This is a genomic window from Bradyrhizobium sp., from assembly GCF_004799445.1.
Lineage (GTDB): Bacteria > Pseudomonadota > Alphaproteobacteria > Rhizobiales > Xanthobacteraceae > Bradyrhizobium.
On the sequence record NZ_SSNA01000018.1, the window covers coordinates 25,551 to 46,996 of the forward strand.

A 21,446-nucleotide genomic window follows, 5' to 3' on the forward strand; every position below is an offset into this window, starting at 1 on the left:
CATGAGCGCCAGACCCGACATCTCCGAGCCGAGCAGAGGCGACGCGCCGGCGCCCGGCGTCAAGGCGTATCCGTTGCGCGCGATTTCGTTCTGCGATCCCGCGGTGTCGATCGAGCGTCGCGCCGACGGCGTGATCTATCTCCGGCCGCAGACGGCGCTCGGCGACTATCCGGGCCGGCTGACCGACCGGCTGCACCACTGGGCGGACGCCGCTCCGGACCGTATCTTCATGGCGGAGCGCGATCCGGGCGGCGGCTGGCGGCAAATCACCTACGCGGAATTGCTCACCTCGATCCGGCATATCGCCTCCGGCCTGCTGGCGCGCGATCTATCGGCTGAGAAGCCGGTCGTCATTCTCTCCGGCAATTCGATCGACCACGCGCTGGTCGCGTTCGGCGCCTTGTATGCGGGAATTCCGTTCTGCCCGGTATCGCCGGCCTATTCGCTGGTGTCGAAGGACTACGGCAAGCTTTCCTATCTGATGAAACTCTTGACCCCTGGTCTGGTCTTCGCCGACGACGCGGATAAATTCACCGACGCGCTCGAAGCCAATGTTCCCGTCGGAACCGAGATCGCCGCCTCCTTTGGCACGGTGCGCAACCGCGATGTGACCATGCTCGCCGATTTGATGGCGACGCCGCTTTATCGCGGCCTCGATGCGGCACATCAGGCCATCGGCCCCGAACGAATCGCCAAATTCCTGCTGACCTCAGGTTCGACCGGCAATCCGAAGGCGGTCATCAATACCCAGGCGATGATGTGCGCCAACCAGGTGATGATCCGGGAAACCATGGCGTTCCTGAAGGACGAACCGCCTGTGATCGTCGACTGGCTGCCGTGGAATCACACCTTTGGCGGCAATCACAATATCGGGCTGACGCTCTACAACGGCGGCTCGATGTATCTCGACGCCGGCAAGCCGATGCCCGGCGGCATCGAGGAGACGGTGCGCAATCTTCGCGAGATTTCGCCGACGGTCTATTTCAACGTGCCCAAGGGATATGAGTCGCTGCTACCCTATTTGCGGGATGATTCCGCGCTGCGCGCCAAATTCTTCCATCGGTTGCATGCGATGTTCTTCTCCGGTGCCGCAATGTCCCCGTTCGTCTGGAACAGCCTCGATGAACTTGCCGTGCGGGAGACGGGATCTCGCGTGCCGATGCTGACGGGGTTGGGCGCCACCGAGACCGCGCCGTTCTTCATGTCGGCCAACCCGCTGACCAGCCGCTCCGGCCATGTCGGGCTTCCGGTCCCCGGCAACGAGGCGAAGCTCGTTCCGAACAACGGCAAGCTCGAGGTTCGCGCCCGCGGACCGAATGTCACGCCGGGCTACTGGCGTCAGCCTGAGTTGACGGCGGCCGCCTTCGACGAGGAAGGTTTCTACAAGCTCGGTGACGCGATCAAGCCGGCCATTGCCGACGATTTCAATGCCGGATTCGACTTCGACGGCCGTATCGCCGAGGACTTCAAACTGGCCAGCGGCACCTGGGTCAGCGTCGGGCCTTTGCGGGCGCGCTTTATCGCCGGCTGCGCGCCGCTGGTGCGCGATGTCGTGATCGCCGGCATCAACCGCGACGAGGTATCGGCGCTGGTCGTGCTCGATCTCGACGGTTGCCGTCTGATCAACCCGACGCTTCCGTTCGATGATCTCGCCGCCATCGCCGGCGATCCCCTGGTCCGCGAGGCGTTTCGCCAGCGGTTTGCACGATTTGTGGCGACCTCGACGGGCTCCTCAATGCGGGTCACCCGCGCGCTTCTTCTCGATGCGCCGCTGTCGATCGATCACGGCGAAGTCACCGACAAAGGTTCGATCAATCAGCGCGCGGTGCTGGATCATCGCGGCGGCCTGATCGAAAAGCTTTATTCGCCAACGCCGGCCGCAGACGTGATAACGCCTTAGAGCATGAGCCGGAAAAGTGGGAACCGGTTTTCCCTCGCGACAAACGCGAAAACGTTTGCGCGGAGATCATGCTTAAACAAAGATCTAGCCAAAGAACCATTCGCTTTTAGGAGGAAACCATGCAGTTGAAGGATCAGGCCGCCATCGTCACCGGCGGGGCATCGGGATTGGGCGCCGCCACCGCGCGCAGGCTGGCCGCGCAGGGCGCCAAAGTCGCGGTATGCGACCTCAACGCCAAGCTCGCCGAGACCGTCGCCGCCGAGATTGGCGGTGTCGCCGTGATCTGCGACGTCTCTGATGCGGCTTCGGCGGAGGCCGCCGTCGCTGCCGCGGCCAAGGCCCATGGTCCGGCTCGGGTGCTGGTGAACTGCGCCGGCATCGGCGTCGCCAAGCGGGTGATCGGCCGCGACGGCCCGATGCCGCTTGCCGAATTCGACAAGGTGATCAGGGTCAACCTGATCGGCTCGTTCAACATGCTGCGGCTTGCGACCGCGGAAATGTCGAAGCTGGAGCCGCTCTCGACCGGGGAGCGTGGCGTCGTGATTTCCACCGCGTCGATCGCGGCCTATGACGGCCAGATCGGACAATCGGCCTATTCGGCGTCGAAGGGCGGCATCGTCGCGATGACGCTGCCGATCGCGCGCGAACTGTCGCAGTTCGGGATTCGCGTGCTGGCGATCGCGCCGGGGCTGTTCCTGACGCCGCTGTTGTCAAATCTGCCGCAGGAGGCGCAGGACTCGCTCGCCGCGGCGATCCCGTTTCCGCGCCGGCTCGGTCATGCCGACGAATTTGCGTCGCTGGTGCTGCACATGATCGACAACCCCTATCTCAATGGCGAGGTGGTGCGGCTCGACGCTTCGCTCCGCATGGCGCCGCGCTAGGGCAATTGCATGTTCGTCAACCGCAGGGATGTGCAAATTCAGTGGGGCGATTGCGATCCCGCCAACATCGTCTATTACCCGCGCTACTTCGAGATGTTCGACGACTCGACCTCGATCCTGTTCGAGGCGGCCGGCTTTTCCAAGCAAAACATTGTCAGGAAATACGGGCTGGTCGGCATTCCCATGGTCGATACGCGGGCGAAGTTCTATATCGCCTCGACCCACGGCGACTGGATCACGATCGAAAGCCGGGTCGAGAGTTTCAAGCGATCGAGTTTCGAGGTGACCCACAAGGTATTCAAGGGCGAGGCGCTGGCGATTGAGGCGTTTGAGACCCGCGTGCTGGTCGGACATCACCCGGACGATCCGTCGCGGCTGAAATCGGCCGCGGTGCCGGAGGAGATCGTTGCGAAATTCATGCAGGGCTGACCCCAGCCGGCGCATGATCTAAAGAAGGGGTCGAATGACCCGCCGATTCTTGATTAGACCAGCAACAACATCCACGGGAGGAATGCATGAAAAAGCTCCGTCTGTCCGTCGCCGTTGCGGCGGCCCTCGTGCTGCCGGCGCTGCCTGCAACCGCGCAAACCAGTGAAATCACCATCGGCATCTCGATCTGCACCACGGGGCCTGCGGCGGCGTTGGGCATCCCGGAGCGCAACGCGCTTGAGTTCGTGCCGAAGGAAATCAGCGGCGTGCCGCTCAAGGTCATCGTTCTCGACGACGGCGGCGATCCGACAAGTGCCACCACCAATGCGCGTCGTTTCGTTACCGAATCCAAAGCCGACATCATCATGGGATCGTCGACGACGCCGCCGACCATCGCCGTGTCCAACGTCGCCAACGAGGCGGGCATTCCCCATATCGGCCTGGCGCCGTTCCCGATCACGCCGGAGCGGGCGAAATGGTCGGTGTCGATGCCGCAGCCGATCCCGATCATGGGCAAGGTGCTGTACCAGCACATGAAGGCGCATGACGTCAAAACCGTCGGCTATATCGGCTACTCCGATTCCTATGGCGACCTCTGGTTCAACGACTTCAAGTCCCAGGGCGTGCCGATGGGCATGACGCTGGTCGATGAAGAGCGTTTTGCGCGGCCGGATACCTCGGTCGCGGGGCAGGTGCTGAAGCTGGTCGCCGCCAATCCGGATGCCATCCTGATTGGCGCGTCCGGTACCGCGGCAGGCTTGCCGCAGACGGCGCTTCGCGAGCGCGGTTACAGGGGCCTGATCTACCAGACCCACGGCGCCGCCAGCATGGACTTCATCCGCATCGCGGGACCGGCGGCCGAGGGCGTGATCATGGCGTCGGGTCCGGTGATGGATCCCGAGGACCAGCCCGACAGCGCGCTGACCAGGAAGCCGGGGCTGGCGCTCAACAAGGCTTATGAGGCCAAGTATGGCCCCAACAGCCGTAGCCAATTCGCCGGACATTCCTACGACGCGTTTTTGGTGCTCGAACGCGTCATCCCGGTCGCGCTGAAGAAGGCGAAGCCGGGAACGCCGGAATTCCGTGAGGCGATTCGCCAGGCGCTGTTGAGCGAGCGCGACATCGCCGCCAGCCAGGGCGTCTATAACTTCACCGAAAAGGATCGCTACGGTCTTGACGATCGCTCGCGCATCATCCTGACGGTGAAAAACGGCAAATACGTCCCGGCGATGTGAGGGGTCCCTTCCGACGGATATCGTAGGGTGGGCAAAGCGAAGCGTGCCCACCTTTTCAGCGATTGTCCTCGGAAAAAAGATGGTGGGCACGGCGCGAAATGCGCCTTTGCCCACCCTAGGCCTGGCGGCTTAAATCCCGCTCGCTTCGTTCTGCGCAAAGCCGAGATAGCTCGCGGCGATGCGTGCGTCGGCCGCGACCGCTTTCGCCGGCCCATCCAGGATGAACTCACCGAGCTCCATCACATAGGCGCGGTTGGCGAATTGCAGGGCGGCCTGCGCGTTCTGCTCCACCAGCAGCACCGATACGCCGCTGGCGCGCAACTCGCCGATGGTGCGGAAGATATCGGCGACGATGATCGGCGCCAAACCGAGACTGGGCTCGTCCAGCATCAACAGCTTTGGTGCGCCCATCAGGGCGCGGCCCATCGCCAGCATTTGCTGCTCGCCGCCGGACAGCGTTGCCGCGAGCTGCCTGCGCCGCTCCTTCAGTCGCGGAAACAGCGCGTAGACGCGCTCAAGCGATCTGGCCGCTTCAGCCTTTGCGATCCGGAACGCACCGAGTTGCAGATTGTCCTCGATGCTCATGGCACCGAACAGCTCGCGATGCTCCGGCACCAGGCACAAGCCCGCCGCGACCCGGTCCTCGATCTCAAGCCGCGCGATGTCTTGCCCTGCGAAAGTCACGCGGCCCTTCAGCGGCAGGATCCCCATGACGGCATTCAACAGCGTGGTCTTGCCGGCGCCGTTGGCGCCGATGATGGTGACGATCTCGTTTTCGGCGACATCGAGCGACACCCCGCGGACGGCCTCGACCTTGCCATAGGCGATGTGCGCCCCGGTGACCTGCAGCAGCGCGCTTGGTCCGGGATTCATGCGACGGCTCCGAGATAGGCCCTGATCACGTCGGGGTTGGCCTTGATCGCCTCCGGCGTGCCTTCGGCGATCTTGGTGCCGAAGTCGAGCACCACGATGCGATCGGCCAGATCCATCACGAATCCCATGTCGTGCTCCACCAGCAGCACCGACATGCCGCCGTCGCGAAGCTGGCGCAGCAGGTTGGCGAGCTGTTGCTTTTCCAGGTGCCGCAAGCCCGCGGCCGGCTCGTCGAGCAACAGCAGCATCGGATCGACGCAGAGCGCGCGCGCGATCTCGACGATGCGCTGCTGGCCAAGCGCCAGGCTGCCTGCCAGCGCGTCGATGTGCGCGGTCAGGCCGACCCGCTCGATCTGGCGCGCGGCTTCCGCCAGCAATTTGGCCTCATCCGCCCGGTCGAGGCGGAACATGCTGGCGAGCGCGCCGGCCTGTCCGCGCAGATGCGCGCCGATCGCGACGTTTTCCAGAACCGTCATGTCCGGCACCAGCTTGACGTGCTGGAAGGTTCTGGAAATGCCGAGCTTCACCACCTGTTGCGGGGTCGCGTTGCCGATCTTCCTGCCAAGAACGGAGATCGTGCCCCCGGAGGAGGTGAGCACGCCGGTGATCAGGTTGAAGGTGGTGCTCTTGCCGGCGCCGTTGGGGCCGATCAGGGCGACGATTTCGCGGGCCTGGACGTCGAAGGAGACGTCGTTGACTGCGATCACGCCGCCGAACTGCTTGCGGGCATGGTCGACCTGCAGCAGCACGTCCGGAGTTAGCGCGGCCCTGGCGCGCGGCGGCAAGGCAAGCGATGTATCGGGCCGCTTGCGATTTAGCCTGAACGGTATGTGCGCCGTGAGCCATGGCCACACGCCGGTCGGGGCCAGCTGCAGCAAGGCCACCAGCAGGATGCCGAACACGATGGTCTCGAGCTGGCCCTCGCCATGAAAGACAAGCGGCAAATAGCTCTGAAGGATTTCCTTCAGGATGACGACAATCGCGGCCCCCAGCACGCCGCCCCAGACATAGCCGGCGCCGCCGACCACGGCGATGAAGAGATATTCGATGCCGGCCTGCGCCCCGAACGGGGTGGGATTGGCGGCGCGCTGAAAATGCGCGTAGAGCCAGCCCGACAATCCGGCCAGCACGGCGGCGTAAATGAAGACCAGAAGCTTGGCGCGCGGGGTCTGGATGCCGAAGGCCTCGGCGGCGACATGTCCGCGCCGCAACGCGCGGATCGCCCGGCCAGTGCGCGAGTCCAGCAGGTTCATGGTGAGCAACGCGCAGAGCACGACCGCGATCCAGATCGCGAAATAGATCGATCCGGGGTCGATCATCCGCAAGCCGCCGATCGCGAGCGGCGGGATGCCGGAGATGCCGTCATTGCGGCCGAGGAATTCCAGCTTGCTGAACAGATAGAACAGGCCGAGGCCCCAGGCGATGGTACCGAGCGGCAGATAGTGACCCGACAGCCGCACCGTGACGAGGCCGAGCGCCACCGCGGCGATGCCGCTCACCAGCAGCGAGAGCGGCAGCGTCAGCCATGGCGAGAGGCCATACGTCGTCGTCAGCACCGCCGTGGTGTAGGCGCCGAAGCCGCAGAACGCCGCCTGGCCGAACGATGTCAGACCGCCGACGCCGGTGAGCAGCACAAGTCCCATCGCCACCAGCGCGGAAAGCCCGATATTGTCCAAGAGCACGATCCAGAACGGCGGCATGCCGGGGATGAACGGGATCGCCGCCATCACAAGCGCGAACCCGATGATGGGTAGCCGCTGCGCCATCGCGATCAATCTTTCTCTTCCTCGACCGCGGGCGCTGCCAGCGACCGCAGCAAGAGAACCGGAATGATCAGCGTGAAGACGATGACTTCCTTGAAATTGCTCGCATAGAACGAGGAGAAGGCTTCCACGCTGCCAACCAGAAGTGCGGCGATCGCGGTCAAGGGGTAGCTCACGAGGCCGCCGATGATCGCCGCGACGAAGCCTTTCAGGCCGATCAGGAAGCCGGTGTCGTAATACAGCGTCGTGATCGGCACGATCAGGATTCCCGAAACCGCGCCGATCACGGAAGCCAGCAGGAACGCGATTTGTCCCGACAGCGCGGTTCTGATGCCGACGAGGCGCGCGCCCAGGCGGTTGACGGCGGTGGCGCGCAGCGCCTTGCCGGTGAGGGTAAAGCCGAAGAAGAGCCAAAGGCCCGCAATCAGCGCGACCGTGACGGCGTAGATGGCGATGCTCTGGCCGGTGAAGCGCAGCGGATCGACGGTGAAGACGGCATCCGATAGTGCCGGGCCACGCTGGCCCTCGGCGCCGAAGAACACCAGCCCAAAACCCTGCAGCGCGAGATGGCAGCCGACTGAAGCAATCAGCAGCACCAGCACCGAGGTGTGCGCGATCGGTTGGAACGCGATGCGATAGAGAAACAGCCCGATGGTCCCGACGATCGACAGCGACAGCGCGATGTTGACGGCGATCAGATGCTGGCGGCCGGCGAGCGAAGTGGTCAGGGCCAGGATCGCCGCGGGAAGCAGGATATTGATCGCGAAGGCCCGTCCAAGGAGGGCGGCATGCAGCGACCGGCGGCCGGCGAACAGGTCGAGGCCAAACGCGACGATGCCCATCGCGACCGCCAGCCGCGCCGTGCCCGGCACCTGACCGGATGACAGCGTGGCGTAGGTCAAGGCGCCATAGGTGACAAACTCGCCCTGCGGAATCAGGATGACCCGCGTGACGGCGAATACCAGTACCAGCGCAAGCCCGAGCAGTGCATAGATCGCGCCGTTGGTAATGCCGTCCTGTAGCAGGAACAGCATGATCGTCATGTTCAAGACCGGGCGCTCCCCCTCATAGGCCGGGCCGCGCGCGGCCGCGAGGCGCCACCCGGCCGTCCAACAGCAGTTGAAACCTGCCGCCGGTATTTGATATGATTGATAACAATTATCGATTATAATCTCAAGCCCGGCCGTTCCCGGCCGGGCATTTCCGAGCCTACCGGGATTGCGAGCACCGAGCGATGACTGTTTCCAAAGCCGCCGCCGTCGACGCCACCAAGGCGTCGCGCGCCGCCCGCAAGGAGCCGGCGGAGGTCGATGCCGACGGCGCCGCGCTGCAGTTAGGCGAATTGTCCGAGTTACTGGGCTACTCGCTCAAGCGCGCCCAATTGAGAGTTTTCGAGGATTTTCTGTGCTGCGTCGCACCGCTGCAGCTGACCCCGGCGCAATTCTCGGTTTTGCTGCTGCTCGACAGGAATCCCGGACGCAACCAGACCGAAATCGCCAACACGCTCGGAATCCTGCGGCCGAATTTCGTGGCGATGCTCGATGGCCTGGAAAGCCGCGACTTGTGCGCAAGGATGCGTTCGACCAACGACCGGCGTTCGCACATCGTGGTCCTGACCGACAAGGGCCGGGCGGTGCTGGCACGGGCGAAGAAGCTCGTCGCCGCCAAGCACGAGGCGCGTCTCAACGAGTTGCTCGGCCCCGCCAATCGCGCCGCCCTGCTGGCGATGCTGGCCAGGATCGCAAGCGAGTTCTGAGGCAGGGCCCGGCAAGTCCATCAGGTGCGGCCCGTTTTCAGTAATAGTGATTACCCGGCGCGTCTTGACGGCGACTCCAATTTGGTCATCATCAAATCGATGAAGCCGCAGTCAACGATGCGTACTCAAATCCATACACGCCCAACCCAACATGCCCCGCGTTGCCCCGCCGGCCAGCGCGACCTGTCGAACCGGCGTCATTGACGTTCATCAAAACCTGGCGCGGGGTCTAAGGTAATAGCCATCAGCCGAGGCGGGCTTTCGTCAAGAGCGTCCCGGTTTCGAAACGTTTTGCGCCATCGAGCCGCAACGGTTGCCGCTGCAATGCGAGAAATCTCGTTACGGACCGCTTTCGGGCCGGGCCGCTGCTCAGAGGATGGAGATTTGGCATGCACTTCGATTGGAAGCATTTGCAGAACTGGATTTTCGGAGTGCTTGGAGGTTCTGCGGCCATCTTGCTGGTGATTGTCGCCGCGAATTCCCCAACGCAGAATACTTCAAAGCCGGCGGGGCCGCCGCCGCAATCACAATCCGCCGCGCCGGCAGCTAAGGGTCAAGCAAGCACTGCCCCAACTCCTCCGCAACCGGCCGCGCCCCCAAATTCCTCGGTCACCAACCATACGGCGAAAGCCTCTGCGCCACCGGCGCCCGCTCCAGTCGGGACCACCGGCGAAGCGGCCAAGGAAGCGGCCAAGCCGGCGCCGATGCACGATCACGCAATGGTCAAAGCCCAAGCCGAGCCGGCTGCGCCGGCCCAAACCCCTTCCGATTCGGACAAGGTTCGACCAGATAGCGTCGCCGTTGCCGCAGGACTGCAGGGCGACGTCGTCGCAGGGCGCCAGGTCTTCAAGAAATGTCAGGCATGCCATTCTCTGGAGCCGGGAAAGACGATCCTGGGTCCGAGCCTTGCCGGGATCGTCGGCCGCAAATCAGCCGCGGACGCCAGCTTCAATTACTCGCCAGCCATGAAGCAGGCGGGTTTGACGTGGGATCCCTCAACACTTGATGCGTATCTGGCGGACCCCGCGAAAGCAGTTCCGGGTAACCGGATGCCATTTCCCGGCCTCAAGACCAATCAGGACCGCAAAGACGTGATCGCGTATCTGGCGGCGGCGGCCGCTCCCGCTGGCGCTCCGCCCGTTGCGAAGGCGGCCGTACCGTCCGCGGCAGAGCCGCAAGCCAAATCAGGTGGCGATTCCGTCTATTTGACGGACGCCAAATACACGCTGCGCACCGGAATCGCGGAAGGAAAAATGGTCTTTCTTGGCGTTGGCGGCTTGATTGACGGGAAGGCAAATCCCGTTCTCACCGCGGCGGAAGGACAAATCGTGCAACTCACCTTGATCAATGGCGAGGGTACCGAACACGACATCGTATTTCCCGATCAAGACGCGAAATCACCGCGGGTGAATGGCAAGGGCGCCAGCACGACCATCGTTTTCCGTGCGGCGAAATCCGGAGACTTCCTCTATTTCTGTAGTGTTCCTGGTCACCGATTGGCGGGGATGCAAGGCCAGTTTCTGGTAACACCCATAGCGGCGCCGCAGACGCTGGTCGAGGCCGACATTTCTCGCGAACCGACCGACCTTCCGCCACCGATCGGCAAGCGTGACCCAAAAACCGTCAGGCTCGATCTGTTCACCGTCGAACAGGAAGGTCGCCTCGCGGAAGCAACGACATTCGGTTACTGGACTTTCAATGGCAAAGTACCCGGACCGTTCGTCCGCGTTCGCGTTGGCGACAGCGTCGAAGTGCACCTGAAAAATTCGGCTGACAGCAACATGATCCACTCGGTGGATTTTCATGCGGCAACGGGTCCCGGCGGAGGGGCTGCTGCCTTGCAGGTCGATCCGGGCGCGGAGAAATCGATGACCTTCAAGGCCCTCGTTCCCGGGCTCTATGTTTATCACTGCGCGACGCCGATGGTTGCAGAACACATTGCCAATGGCATGTATGGATTGATTCTGGTTGAGCCCGAAGCGGGTCTTCCGCCGGTCGACCATGAATTCTACATCATGCAGGGCGAGGTCTACACGGAAGCGGCGTTCGGCCAACACGGAAGCCAGGAGTTTAGCGTCGAGAAGCTTTTGAATGAGCGACCGGAGTATTTCGTCTTCAATGGCTCGGTGGGCGCGATTTCGAAGCTGCATCCCCTGCACGCCAAGGTCGGAGAAACGGTAAGACTTTTCTTTGGCGTGGGGGGACCCAATTTCACGTCGTCTTTCCACGTGATCGGTGAGATCTTCGACAAGGTCTACAATGCCGGGGCCCTCATGAGTCCTCCGCAGGAGGGTATCCAGACCGTCACCGTTGCACCTGGTAGCGCGGTGATCACCGAGTTCAAGCTTCACGTGCCGGGAAATTATACCATCGTGGATCACGCGCTGGCTCGCGTGGAACGGGGACTTGCCGGCCTTCTGATTGTTGACGGTGCGCCAAATCCCGAGATTTATAATGGAACCGTGATGCCCGGCATGGGGCACTGAGGAGCGATCGCCGCAGCCGTGTCGTGGTGAAGCTGCTGATGTTGCATCCGTTCCGCGGGCTGTCCGGCGCGCCCGGCTGAGGGGATTGCCGGGGAGCGCCGGTTTGCGATCAGGCCGCGACAATGCGGCCGAGATCGCTTCGCGGCTCGCGCCCTGACAGAAACAGCCGCTCGATCTCATGGGCGGGGAGCGGCCGGCTGAACAGGAATCCCTGCATCTCGGCGCAGCCCTCGGACGCGATCCTGTCGAGCTGTTCGCTGGTTTCCACGCCTTCGGCAGTGGCCGTCATGCCCATTCCATTTGCAAGCGCAGCCACGGCCCGCACGATATTGAGCGAGCCGGCGTTTTCGGTAATGTCCTTCACGAACGACCGGTCGATCTTGATCTTGTCGAACGGAAAGCACTGAAGATAGGTCAACGAGGAATATCCGGTGCCGAAATCGTCCATGGCGATCCGGATGCCGAGCGCCCGCAGCTGGTGAAGAACAGCAAGTGTCGCTTCCTTGTTATGCAGCAGGACGGTTTCGGTAATTTCGATCTCCAGTCGTGTGGGATGCAGGCCCGAGATCGCGAGCGCGCCAACGATCACCTGCATCAGGCCGGGGTTGCGAAATTGCACCGCCGAGATATTGACGGCGACGCGAAGATTTGCCGGCCATTTGGCTGCGGTCGCGCACGCCTGCCGGATGACCCATTCCCCGATCGGGACAATAAACCCGATCTCTTCGGCCAGCGGAATGAACGTGGCCGGAGCGACCAACCCCTGCTTCGGATGATTCCAGCGTATCAGCGCCTCGAATCCGCTGATTTCGTTGCTCGCCAGATTCACCACCGGCTGGTAATAGAGTTCGAATTCGCCGGCCGGCAGCGCCTTGCGCAGGTCCTGTTCCATGACGCGGCGGGTTTGCATTTGCAGGTCCATCGCGGGCTCGAAGAAGCGGAAGGTGCCGCGTCCATCGCCCTTGGCCCGGTATAGCGCAAGGTCCGCATTGCGCAGCAATCGGTCGGGTCTCAAGCCGTCGCCCGGGCCGACCGCGATGCCGATGCTGGCGCCGATCACGGCCTGATGGCCGTCAAGCTCGAACGGCTCGCTCATCAGCGCGATGATATGCTGCGCGAGAGCGGTTGCCTCGGCGGGATCCCTGATGGGAGCCTGCACGACGACGAATTCATCGCCTCCCATCCGTGCGATCGTGTCGGTCTCGCGAACCAGCCCGCGCAGCCGGTCCGCGACGATCTTCAGAAGCTTGTCACCGGCGGGATGGCCGAACGTATCGTTCACCGCCTTGAACTGATCGAGATCGAGGTGATGAACCGCGACCATTTCCTCCCGATGAATTCGGCGGCCCAGGGCATGTTCGAGCCGTTCGTTCAGCAACACCCGATTGGCCAGATCGGTCAGCGCGTCGTGGTGGGCCATGTATTCGATCTTGACCTCGGACCTGCGCTGCTCGGTGATGTCTTCGTGCGTCGCGACCCAGCCGCCGTCGGGCATCGGCCGATGACGAATCTTGAAGGTGCGGCCGTTCTTCAGTTCGACGATGCTGTCGGTCGGTTCGGCAGAGATCGCGACGTTGTTGCGCCAGCGCAGGTATTCCTCCGTCGACATCGCCGGAAAGCTGCCGGCGGCATAGCGCAGGTCGACGATTTCGGCCAACGGCGTCCCGGGACCGACGCGGTCATGCGGAAGATCATACATGTCGACATAGCGGTCGTTGCACACGATCAGCCGATGAGCGGCGTCGAAGAAGCATAGTCCCTGCGACATGTTGTTGATCGCGGTATCGAATTGCAGGTGCCGGATCCGCAAATCCTCCTCCTGCTCCCTGCCGACCTCCAATTGCCGCTTCAGCCGAGCGCTCATTTGCTCCCGCGCGGTGATGTCCTCATGCGTGGCCATCCCGCCGCCGCCCGGCATCGGATAGATCGTAAATGCAATGATCCGGCCGTCCGCAAATTCCTGGACAGCGGTACCTCGGACGACGCCGCTTCCGATCAGGTCGCGGATGTCCTCATCGGGCTTGGAAGGAGCCTTCAATCCCAAATTCAACCGATGCTGGATAAGCTTCTTGATCGGGGTTCCCGGCCTGACCTGCTCGGGGGCAAGTCCATAAATTTCCATGTATCGCTTGTTGCAGAACACCAGTTCATCGTTGCCATCGTAGATCATGAGCCCCAACGCCAGATTATTGACGGCGGCTTCCAGTAGCCCGCTCGGGTGAGCCGGCTCCGGATCGGTGGCGCGCTCCATGGAATCCATCATATGGCGATCCCCCCTGCAAAAGGTCTGCAGCGCTCCGACGTTGAGAAGCCGTCTATTGGAAGAGCAAGCTGGTAAATTGCAGCCTTGAGATCCCGTGATTTCCGCAAGTTCCTCGGAATTCGCTGAACAAAGCGTTAATGCGGTGCGCCGCGCCGTCCCGCGTCGTCGCCGGTCTCTACACCCCGTCCACCAGAATGACCCTGATATCGTTGACATTGGTCAGCGTCGGGCCGGTCCTGAGCAGATCGCCGGTCGCGGCAAAGAAGGCGGTCGCGTCGTTGTTGTCGAGATAGGCTTTTGGATCGAGCCCGAGCGACTTCATCTTCGCAAAGCTGCCTTGATCGATCATCGCGCCCGCGGGATCGCTGGCGCTGCCGGCGCCGCCGTCCGCGCCGTCGGTATCACCCGCCAGTGCCGACAGGCGAGGCGTGTCCCTGAGCAGAGCGGCCAGCGCCAGGGCATATTCCTGGTTAGGGCCGCCGCGGCCGTTGCCGCGCACGGTCACGGTGAGTTCACCGCCCGAGAGGATCGCGACCCGCCTGCCCTGGCTGCGGGCCTCCAGCGCGAGCCGGGCGTGATCGGCCGCCACATCGCGGGCCTCGCCTTCGAGGTCGGCACCGAGATCGATGATGGCGTATCCGGCGTTCGCCGCCACCTGGATCGCTGCGTCGAGCGAGGCCTTCGGCCGCGCGATCAGTTCGAAGTGCGTGCGGGCGAAGGCGGGATCGCCGGGCTTGCAGCTCTCGTTGGCGGGATCGTCGAGCGCGCGGCGAACGGCATCGCCGACATCAAGGCCGTATCTGGCGACGATGGCGCGGGCGTCGGCGAGCGTCGTCGGATCCGGCACCGTCGGTCCCGACGCGATCGCGGAGGGATCGTCGCGCGGCACGTCCGAGATCGCCAGCGTCACGATCTCGGCGCGCTGTCCGGCGCGCGCCAGCCGGCCGCCCTTGATTCGCGACAGGTGCTTGCGGACGGTGTTGACCTCGCCGATCGGCGCGCCCGAGCGCAACAGCGCCCGCGTCACCTGCTGCTTCTGCGCGAACGACACGCCTTCGACCGGCGCGATCCAGTTGGCCGAGCCGCCGCCCGACAACAGCACCAGCAGGAGATCGTCGGCGCCGGCCTCCTGCGCCAGCCGCAAACTTTGCTCTGCCCCCTTCAGCCCGGCCTCGTCGGGCACGGGATGGCCGGCTTCGATCACCTTGATCCGCCGCGTCGGCACGCCATGGCCATGGCGGGTGGTGGCGAGCCCCGACAGCCGCGCCGGATCAAGCTTGAGCCCATCGAGATAGTGCCGCTCCGCGGCCGCGGCCATCGCGGCGGCGCCCTTGCCGGCGGCCAGGCAGATCACCCGACCTTTTGGAACCGGGCGCAGATGCGCCGCCAGCACCACATCGGGATGTGCGGCGGCGACGGCGGCGTCGAAGATCGCGCGCAGGAGAGGGCGTCTGTCGGTCATGGCGTTACAGAACTTGGCTTGACGGGATGTGAGGTGGGAACATGCATCGCCCTTATCCATCCGATTGCGGCAAAAGAAAACCCCCGCGGGATCATGCGAGGGTTCTCGAGAGCATGCCGCGGATGCAGCGCAGCACACGATGCTGCGCTGCTGACCCGGGGGTCCGCATACTGGCTCGTCTGCTATGGGTCCCGGCTCTGCGGCGCAGCGTGAGGGACGCTGCACCGCATCCGGGACACCAGGCGTGCTGACCTGGCTAGCCGCCGACGTCGCCGCTGATGATATCGCCGAACAGCTCCCACCGCTCGCCCTTGAAGCGCTGCAATTGCAGCTGGCTGATCGGGGCGAAGTTGGTCGCCGAGGTGTTGATCTTGATGCCGGGCAGCAGGACTTCGGTGCGGAAATCCTTGAGGCTTGCGGCCTGCTTCATGATGTTTTCGCGGGTGAGGTTGTCGCCGCACTGCTTCAGCACCTGAACCAGCGTTTGCGCGACGCCGTAGCCGACGATGACCGAGCCGTCGAGCTTGTTGCCTTCCGGGAAATCCTTGGCGAGGAAGTCGAGGAATTGCTTCATCCCGGGGTCGTTGTCCCACTGCGGGTCGGAGACGTCCTTGAGGTAGGCCGCGGAAATGATGTCTTGCGCATTCTGGTAGCCGGCCGGCTTGATGACGCTGCCGACCGACGCGCCGACGTTGTTGAGGATATGCAGCGGCTTCCACTCGATCTCGGCGACCTTCTTGATCGCCTGGGCGGCGAATTTCGGCGTGGTGATATCGACGAACACGTCGGCCCCGGTCGATTTGAGCTTGACGATGTGGTTGTCGATTGTGGGCTCCGTGGTCTCGTAGCTCTCCTCGGCAATGATCATCGCGGCGGCCTTGGCGCCGAGGCCGTCCTTCAGGCCTTTCAGATAGTCCTTGCCGTAGTCGTCATTCTGATAGAGCACCGCGATCTTGGCGGCCGGCTTCTCCTTCAGCAGATATTTTGCGTAGATCCGTGACTCGCTCTGGTAGCTTGGCTGCCAGCCCATGGTCCAGGGAAAATCCTTGGGATCGTTCCACTTGGTGGCGCCGGTGGCGACGAACAGCTGCGGCACCTTCTTCGAATTCATGTATTTGTGGATCGCCGAGTTGGGCGGCGTACCGAGTGGATTGAAGATGAACAGCACCTCGTCGCTTTCCACCAGCTTGCGCGCCTGTTCGACGGTCTTCGGTGGGCTGTAACTGTCGTCATAGCTGATGAAATTGATCTTGCGGCCGTTGATGCCGCCGGCATCATTGATCTTCTTGAAATAGGCGGCCTCGGTCTTGCCGATCACGCCATAGGCGGAGGCGGGACCGCTATAGGGCATGATGTTGCCGATCCTGATTTCGGTATCGGTGGCGCCGGTGTCGTATTTCTTTTGCGCGAGCGCGCCACTGGCGGTTGCGGCAAGCACGGCGAACGCGGCAGCCGACGCGATTGCAATTCTATGCGCGATTACGGGCATTTCGGTCTCCCTCTGGTCCAGTGATGGTTGGCACGTGCATGGTGTGCAAGTGTCCTGGCTCTCTTGATCGAAAGCTCTTGTGACCCTCGCAATTTGAGTACCATTTTACCGGGTTCCTCACAACAAAAAGCCCTCCGCGCGATACGCGAAGGGCTGCTTCTTTAGTAGCCCTGGAGAAGCCGCCGGCGCCGCGGACGACATTTCCGACGCGCCACGGTATTTCGATGCGGCGAACGCGTCAGTTGCTGAGCTCGCCGCTGATGATGTCGCCGAACAGCTCCCATTTCTCTCCCTTGAATCGCATCATCTGGAGCTGGTTGATCGGGGCGAAGTCGGTCGGTGTGGTGTTGATCTTGATGCCGGGCAACAGGGTGTCGGGCGCAAAATCCTTCAGGCTCGCGGCCTGCTTCATGACGTTTTCGCGCGTCAGATTGTCGCCGCACAGTTCCAGCACCTTCACCATGGTCTGCGCCGCGCCATAGCCGTACACGACCGAGCCGTCGAGCTTGTTGGCGTCGGCGTCATATTTCGCAAGGAACGCAAGGAATTTTTTCATTCCGGGATCGTTGTCCCACTGCGGATCGGCGCCGTCCTTGGCATAGGCGGCCGAAAGAATGCCTTGCGAATTCTCGAAGCCGGCCGGCTTGATCACGCCGCCGACGGAGGCCGAGACGTTGGACACGATATGCAGCGGCTTCCACTCGATCTCGGCCATCTTCTTGATCGCCTGCGCCGCGAATTTCGGCGTGGTGATGCTGATGAAGACGTCGGCGCCCGAGGCCCTCAGCTTGACGATGTGATTGTCGATCGTCGGCTCCGAGGTCTCGTAACTTTCCTCCGCGACGATCATCGATGCCTTGGCCCCTAATCCGTCCTTCAGGCCCTTCAGATAATCCTTGCCGAAATCGTCGTTCTGATAGAGCACCGAGATCTTGGCGTCCGGCTTCTCCCTCATCAGGTACTTCGCGTAAATCCGCGCTTCGCTCTGATAGCCGGGCTGCCAGCCCATGGTCCAGGGAAAGTCCTTGGGGTCATTCCATTTGGTGGCGCCGGTGGCGACGAACAGCTGCGGCACCTTCCTGGCGTTCAGATATTTCTGGATCGCCGAATTGGACGGCGTGCCGAGCGGATTGAAGACCAGCAAGACCTCATCGCTCTCGACCAGCTTGCGCGCCTGCTCGACCGCCTTCGGCGGGCTGTAGCCGTCGTCATAGCTGATGAAGTTGATCTTGCGGCCGTTGATGCCGCCCTCGGCGTTGATCTTGTTGAAATAGGCGGCCTCGGTCTTGCCGATCACGCCATAGGCGGATGCCGGGCCGCTATAGGGCATGATGTTGCCGATCCTGATTTCGGTGTCGGCGGCGCCGGTGTCGTATTTTTTCTGCGCGAGCGCGCTGCCGGTGGTGGCGGCAAAAGCGATGACGGTGGTCGAGAATGCGGCAATCAGCAAGTTAAGTCGTGAACGCATGGTTTCTCCTTGGCCTTTTTAACTTTTCTTGAGTTTGCCGAGCAGTTGCTGGGCAATCATGGCGATCTGCCTTGCGCCGTGCGGCACCAGGAAGATGATGAGAAACAGAAGGACGCCGAAGACGGCGCCGGAAAGGCCCTTGGAGATTCCTTCTGCGATGTTGGGGACGAAGATGATGAAGGCGGAGCCTACGATCGATCCCGGCAGCCATCCGACGCCGCCGACGACCATGCCCAGAAACAGCGAGATCGCCAGTGTGATGGTGTAGCCGTCCGGTGCGACGAACTGCACGGCGATCGCGCCCAGGCCGCCGGCAACCCCGGTGATGCCGGCTGAGACGCCGAACGCCAGCGTCTTGTACAGTGCGACGTCGATGCCCATGGCGGAGGCGGCGATTTCGTTGTCGCGGATCGCCATGAAGGCGCGTCCCGAACGCGACTTCAGCAGGTTGACGGAGAAAATATAGATCGCGACCGTGATCACCAGCGTGAAGTAGTACAGCCACATGTCCTGCGACATCGGCAGGCCGAACGGCGCATCCGGCTTGGTCACCACCAGGCCCTGCACGCCGCCGGTCCAGGTTTCGAACACCCCGAGCTTCAATAGCTGCGGCATCGCGGTTGCCAATGCGAAGGTCGCCAGCGCCAGATAGACCCCGGAAAGGCGCAGCGCCGGTTGACCGAACAGGAATCCGAAACCGAAGCAGACGACGCCGGCGATCGGCAGCGTCAGGGCGTAGTTCATGCCGACATGCTCGATCAGGATCGCCGACGTATAGGCGCCGACCGCGTAGAAAGCGCTTTGCCCCAGCGAGAACTGCCCGCTGCCGCCGGTCAGGATGTTCAACGCCAGAACGGCGAGGCCGTAGATCAGGAGCATCGTCAACTGGAAGATGATGAAGTTCTTCACGAACAGCGGCACCAGGATCAGCAATGCCAGCATGACCAGCGAGCTCCCGGCGCCGAGCGTCATGGCCCGCTTGGGAACGGCTTCGACGGCGGGCGCCTCGGTGACGGTTTCCTGCACGGCGCTCATGATCAAACTCGCTTCACGATGGGCCGGCCGAACAGCCCGGCCGGTTTGACGACCAGGACGGTAATGATCAGCGCCAGCGCGATCGGCAGCTTCAGTTCGTTGCCGACGCCGGGGATATAGGTGCCGGCGAGGTTTTCGAAGATGCCGACCAGGAAGCCGCCGATGACGGCGCCGAACGGGCTGGTCAGGCCGCCGAGCACGGCGGCGGCGAAACCGTAGATCAGCACCCCCAACATCATGTTCGGTTCCAGAAACACCACCGGCGCGATCATCATGCCGGCGATCGAGCCGATCGCGGCCGCCATGCCCCAGCCAAGCGCGATCATCCACGAGGTGTTGATACCGACCAGCCGCGCCGATTCAGGCACTGACGCCGCGGCCCGCATTGCAAGGCCCACCCGCGTGAACTGAAAGAACAGATAGAGCAGGACCAGCAGCAACACGGTGACGCCGATCATGCCGGCCTGGTGGGTCGAGATCAGCTGACTGCCGAGAAACGGCGAGGACCCGAACGGTGTCGGATATTGCTTGATGGTGAAATCCCAGATCAGCCCGGCAAAGCTGTTGAGGATTGCATACAGCGCGATGAAGCCGGCGACGTTGGTCAGGATCGGCGCTTTCGCCAGCGGCTTGAACAGCAACCGCTCGATGGCGATGCCGCCGGCGAACGATATCCCCAGCGTGAGCACGAATGCCGCCCAATAGGGCACGCCCCACTGCATCAGCTGCCAGGAGATGAAGGTCGAGAACATCGCCATTTCGCCCTGGGCGAAATTAAGATGCTCGATCGCCTGATAGATCATGACGACGGCCAGCGCCATGCAGGCATAGATCGCGCCGGTGGAAATGCCGGCCAGGATCTGATTGGTAAAAAGCTCCATGGCCGTGCTCCTCAATAGCCCAAATAAGACTTGCGGACATCTTCGTTGTTCGCGATCTCGGCGGCATTGCCCGACATCACGATGCGTCCGGTCTCGATCACATAGGCCTGATCGGCGATTTCCAGCGCCAGTTGCGCGTTCTGTTCGACCACCAGGATGGTGACTTTCTCCTCGCGATTGATCTTGCCGAGAATCTTGAACAGGTCGCGCACGATCAGCGGCGCCAGGCCGAACGAGGGCTCGTCGAGCAGCATCAGTCGCGGGCGCAGCATCAGCGCGCGGGCGACCGCGAGCATCTGCTGTTCGCCGCCCGAAAGCGTGCCCGCCTGTTGCGTATAGCGTTGCTTCAGGACCGGAAAATGCGCGTACATGCGTTCGATATCGGACACCACGCCGGCCTTGTCGCGCCGGGTGATGGCGCCAAGCTGGAGGTTTTCCTCGACCGTGAGGGTCGTGAAGGTGCCGCGGCCCTGCGGCACATGGGCGATGCCGAGCCGGACGATATTTTCGGTCGAGCGGCCGGAGAGGAGAGCGCCGTCGAACTCGATCGCGCCGGTGGTACGCACCATGTTGCAGATCGCGCGCAAGGTCGTGGTCTTGCCGGCGCCGTTGGCGCCGAGCAGCGTGGTCACGCTGCCTTCATTGAGGGCGAACTCGAGGCCGTGCAGCGCCTGAACCTGGCCGTAATAGGCATTGAGGCTCCTGATGTTGAGCATCGCCGTCATGAATCCTTGCTCCCCAGATAGGCCTTGATGACATCCGGGTCGGACTGCACCATGGCCGGGGTTCCCTCGGCGAGCTTGCGGCCAAAATTCAACGCTACCACGTGATCGGCGATCGACATCACCAGGCCCATGTGATGCTCGACGAGCAGCACCGTCACATTGCGGTCGTCGCGAATCCGGCGGATCAGCTCGCCGAGCGCATAGACTTCCTCGTGGTTGAGGCCGCCGGCAGGTTCGTCGAGCAGCAGGATCTTCGGATCGGCAGCGAGCGCGCGCGCCAGTTCCACGCGTTTCTGGGTGCCGAACGGCAGCCCGGAGACCGTGACATGGGCTACTTCGTCGAGCGCGAGGTAGCCGAGGATTTCGTGGACGCGCTTGTTGAGCGCGGCCTCGCCGCGGCGGACCCAGGGAAGTCTCAGCGAGTCGCTGATGATGTCGCTGTTGGTGCAGGAATGGGCGCCGACCCGAACATTGTCGAGCACCGAAAGATTTGCAAACAGGGCGACGTTCTGGAAGGTGCGTCCGATGCCGATTTCGGCGATCCGGTGTGGCCGACGCCGCAGGATGCTCTCGCCCTCCAGCAGGATGTCGCCGGCGCTCGGCTGGTAGAGCCGGCTCAGGCAGTTGAAGAGCGTAGTCTTGCCGGCGCCGTTCGGTCCGATCAGGCCCAGGATCTGGCCCTGATGCATGTCGAACGACACGCCATTCAACGCAATGATGCCCCCGAACACGACGCTGACGTCGCAAACCGCAAGCAGTGGCGATTTTCCCTGCGCCGGCCGGGTTTGCGTCATCTCGCC

General features: G+C 62.9%; 17 protein-coding genes. 6 read left to right on the forward strand and 11 right to left on the reverse strand.

Annotation, left to right across the window (positions count from 1 at the left end; translation table 11 throughout):
* Window position 1: 1 nt before the first annotated feature.
* From E8A46_RS01590 to E8A46_RS01605, 4 genes are all read left to right on the forward strand, one after another.
* Complete coding sequence (locus tag E8A46_RS01590; RefSeq protein ID WP_291556510.1) at window positions 2-1,900, forward strand: feruloyl-CoA synthase; 1,899 nt, start codon at window positions 2-4, stop codon at window positions 1,898-1,900.
* A gap of 119 nt (window positions 1,901-2,019) precedes the next feature.
* Window positions 2,020-2,781, forward strand: a complete 762-nt coding sequence (locus E8A46_RS01595) for an SDR family NAD(P)-dependent oxidoreductase (RefSeq protein WP_291556511.1) — start codon at window positions 2,020-2,022, stop codon at window positions 2,779-2,781.
* Window positions 2,782-2,790: 9 nt separating this feature from the next.
* Window positions 2,791-3,210 (forward strand): thioesterase family protein, encoded by a 420-nt coding sequence (locus E8A46_RS01600; RefSeq protein ID WP_291556513.1) that lies wholly within the window; start codon window positions 2,791-2,793, stop codon window positions 3,208-3,210.
* A gap of 86 nt (window positions 3,211-3,296) precedes the next feature.
* Window positions 3,297-4,445, forward strand: coding sequence for an ABC transporter substrate-binding protein (locus tag E8A46_RS01605; protein WP_291556515.1), 1,149 nt, complete (start codon window positions 3,297-3,299; stop codon window positions 4,443-4,445).
* A 129-nt stretch (window positions 4,446-4,574) separates the two neighbouring features.
* Here the strand turns inward: E8A46_RS01605 and E8A46_RS01610 are convergent, their stop codons facing one another.
* The 3 genes from E8A46_RS01610 to E8A46_RS01620 are packed head-to-tail and all read right to left on the reverse strand — an operon-like array spanning window position 4,575 to window position 8,130.
* Window positions 4,575-5,318 (reverse strand): ABC transporter ATP-binding protein, encoded by a 744-nt coding sequence (locus tag E8A46_RS01610; protein WP_291556517.1) that lies wholly within the window; start codon window positions 5,316-5,318, stop codon window positions 4,575-4,577.
* Window positions 5,315-7,084 carry a branched-chain amino acid ABC transporter ATP-binding protein/permease gene (locus E8A46_RS01615; RefSeq protein ID WP_291556573.1) on the reverse strand — a complete coding sequence of 590 codons (1,770 nt, stop codon included), beginning with the start codon at window positions 7,082-7,084 and terminating at the stop codon, window positions 5,315-5,317. The genes E8A46_RS01610 and E8A46_RS01615 overlap by 4 nt, the downstream gene beginning before the upstream one ends.
* Window positions 7,085-7,089: 5 nt before the next feature.
* Window positions 7,090-8,130 (reverse strand): branched-chain amino acid ABC transporter permease, encoded by a 1,041-nt coding sequence (locus E8A46_RS01620; protein ID WP_291556519.1) that lies wholly within the window; start codon window positions 8,128-8,130, stop codon window positions 7,090-7,092.
* A gap of 185 nt (window positions 8,131-8,315) precedes the next feature.
* Here E8A46_RS01620 and E8A46_RS01625 point away from each other — a divergent pair, with 185 nt between their 5' ends.
* Complete coding sequence (locus E8A46_RS01625) at window positions 8,316-8,837, forward strand: MarR family transcriptional regulator (RefSeq protein ID WP_291556521.1); 522 nt, start codon at window positions 8,316-8,318, stop codon at window positions 8,835-8,837.
* Between the two features lie 719 nt (window positions 8,838-9,556).
* Entirely contained in the window at window positions 9,557-11,323 is a 1,767-nt protein-coding gene (gene nirK / locus E8A46_RS01630) for a copper-containing nitrite reductase (RefSeq protein ID WP_291556523.1), read from the forward strand.
* 109 nt (window positions 11,324-11,432) lie between these two features.
* On the opposite strand, the gene E8A46_RS01635 is transcribed toward nirK, so the two are convergent.
* From E8A46_RS01635 to E8A46_RS01670, 8 genes are all read right to left on the reverse strand, one after another.
* Window positions 11,433-13,586 (reverse strand): EAL domain-containing protein, encoded by a 2,154-nt coding sequence (locus E8A46_RS01635; RefSeq protein WP_291556526.1) that lies wholly within the window; start codon window positions 13,584-13,586, stop codon window positions 11,433-11,435.
* A gap of 175 nt (window positions 13,587-13,761) precedes the next feature.
* Complete coding sequence (locus E8A46_RS01640) at window positions 13,762-15,048, reverse strand: glycerate kinase (protein ID WP_291556528.1); 1,287 nt, start codon at window positions 15,046-15,048, stop codon at window positions 13,762-13,764.
* Between the two features lie 256 nt (window positions 15,049-15,304).
* On the reverse strand, window positions 15,305-16,537 hold the full coding sequence (locus E8A46_RS01645; RefSeq protein WP_291556530.1) for an ABC transporter substrate-binding protein: 1,233 nt from the start codon (window positions 16,535-16,537) through the stop codon (window positions 15,305-15,307).
* A gap of 238 nt (window positions 16,538-16,775) precedes the next feature.
* On the reverse strand, window positions 16,776-18,005 hold the full coding sequence (locus E8A46_RS01650; protein ID WP_291556532.1) for an ABC transporter substrate-binding protein: 1,230 nt from the start codon (window positions 18,003-18,005) through the stop codon (window positions 16,776-16,778).
* Between the two features lie 18 nt (window positions 18,006-18,023).
* Window positions 18,024-19,040 carry a branched-chain amino acid ABC transporter permease gene (locus E8A46_RS01655; protein WP_291556534.1) on the reverse strand — a complete coding sequence of 339 codons (1,017 nt, stop codon included), beginning with the start codon at window positions 19,038-19,040 and terminating at the stop codon, window positions 18,024-18,026.
* 2 nt (window positions 19,041-19,042) lie between these two features.
* Entirely contained in the window at window positions 19,043-19,921 is an 879-nt protein-coding gene (locus E8A46_RS01660) for a branched-chain amino acid ABC transporter permease (protein WP_291556536.1), read from the reverse strand.
* Window positions 19,922-19,932: 11 nt separating this feature from the next.
* Window positions 19,933-20,646, reverse strand: a complete 714-nt coding sequence (locus E8A46_RS01665; protein ID WP_291556538.1) for an ABC transporter ATP-binding protein — start codon at window positions 20,644-20,646, stop codon at window positions 19,933-19,935.
* Complete coding sequence (locus tag E8A46_RS01670; RefSeq protein ID WP_291556539.1) at window positions 20,643-21,440, reverse strand: ABC transporter ATP-binding protein; 798 nt, start codon at window positions 21,438-21,440, stop codon at window positions 20,643-20,645. Before E8A46_RS01670 ends, E8A46_RS01665 begins: the two co-directional genes overlap by 4 nt.
* Window positions 21,441-21,446: the final 6 nt, after the last annotated feature.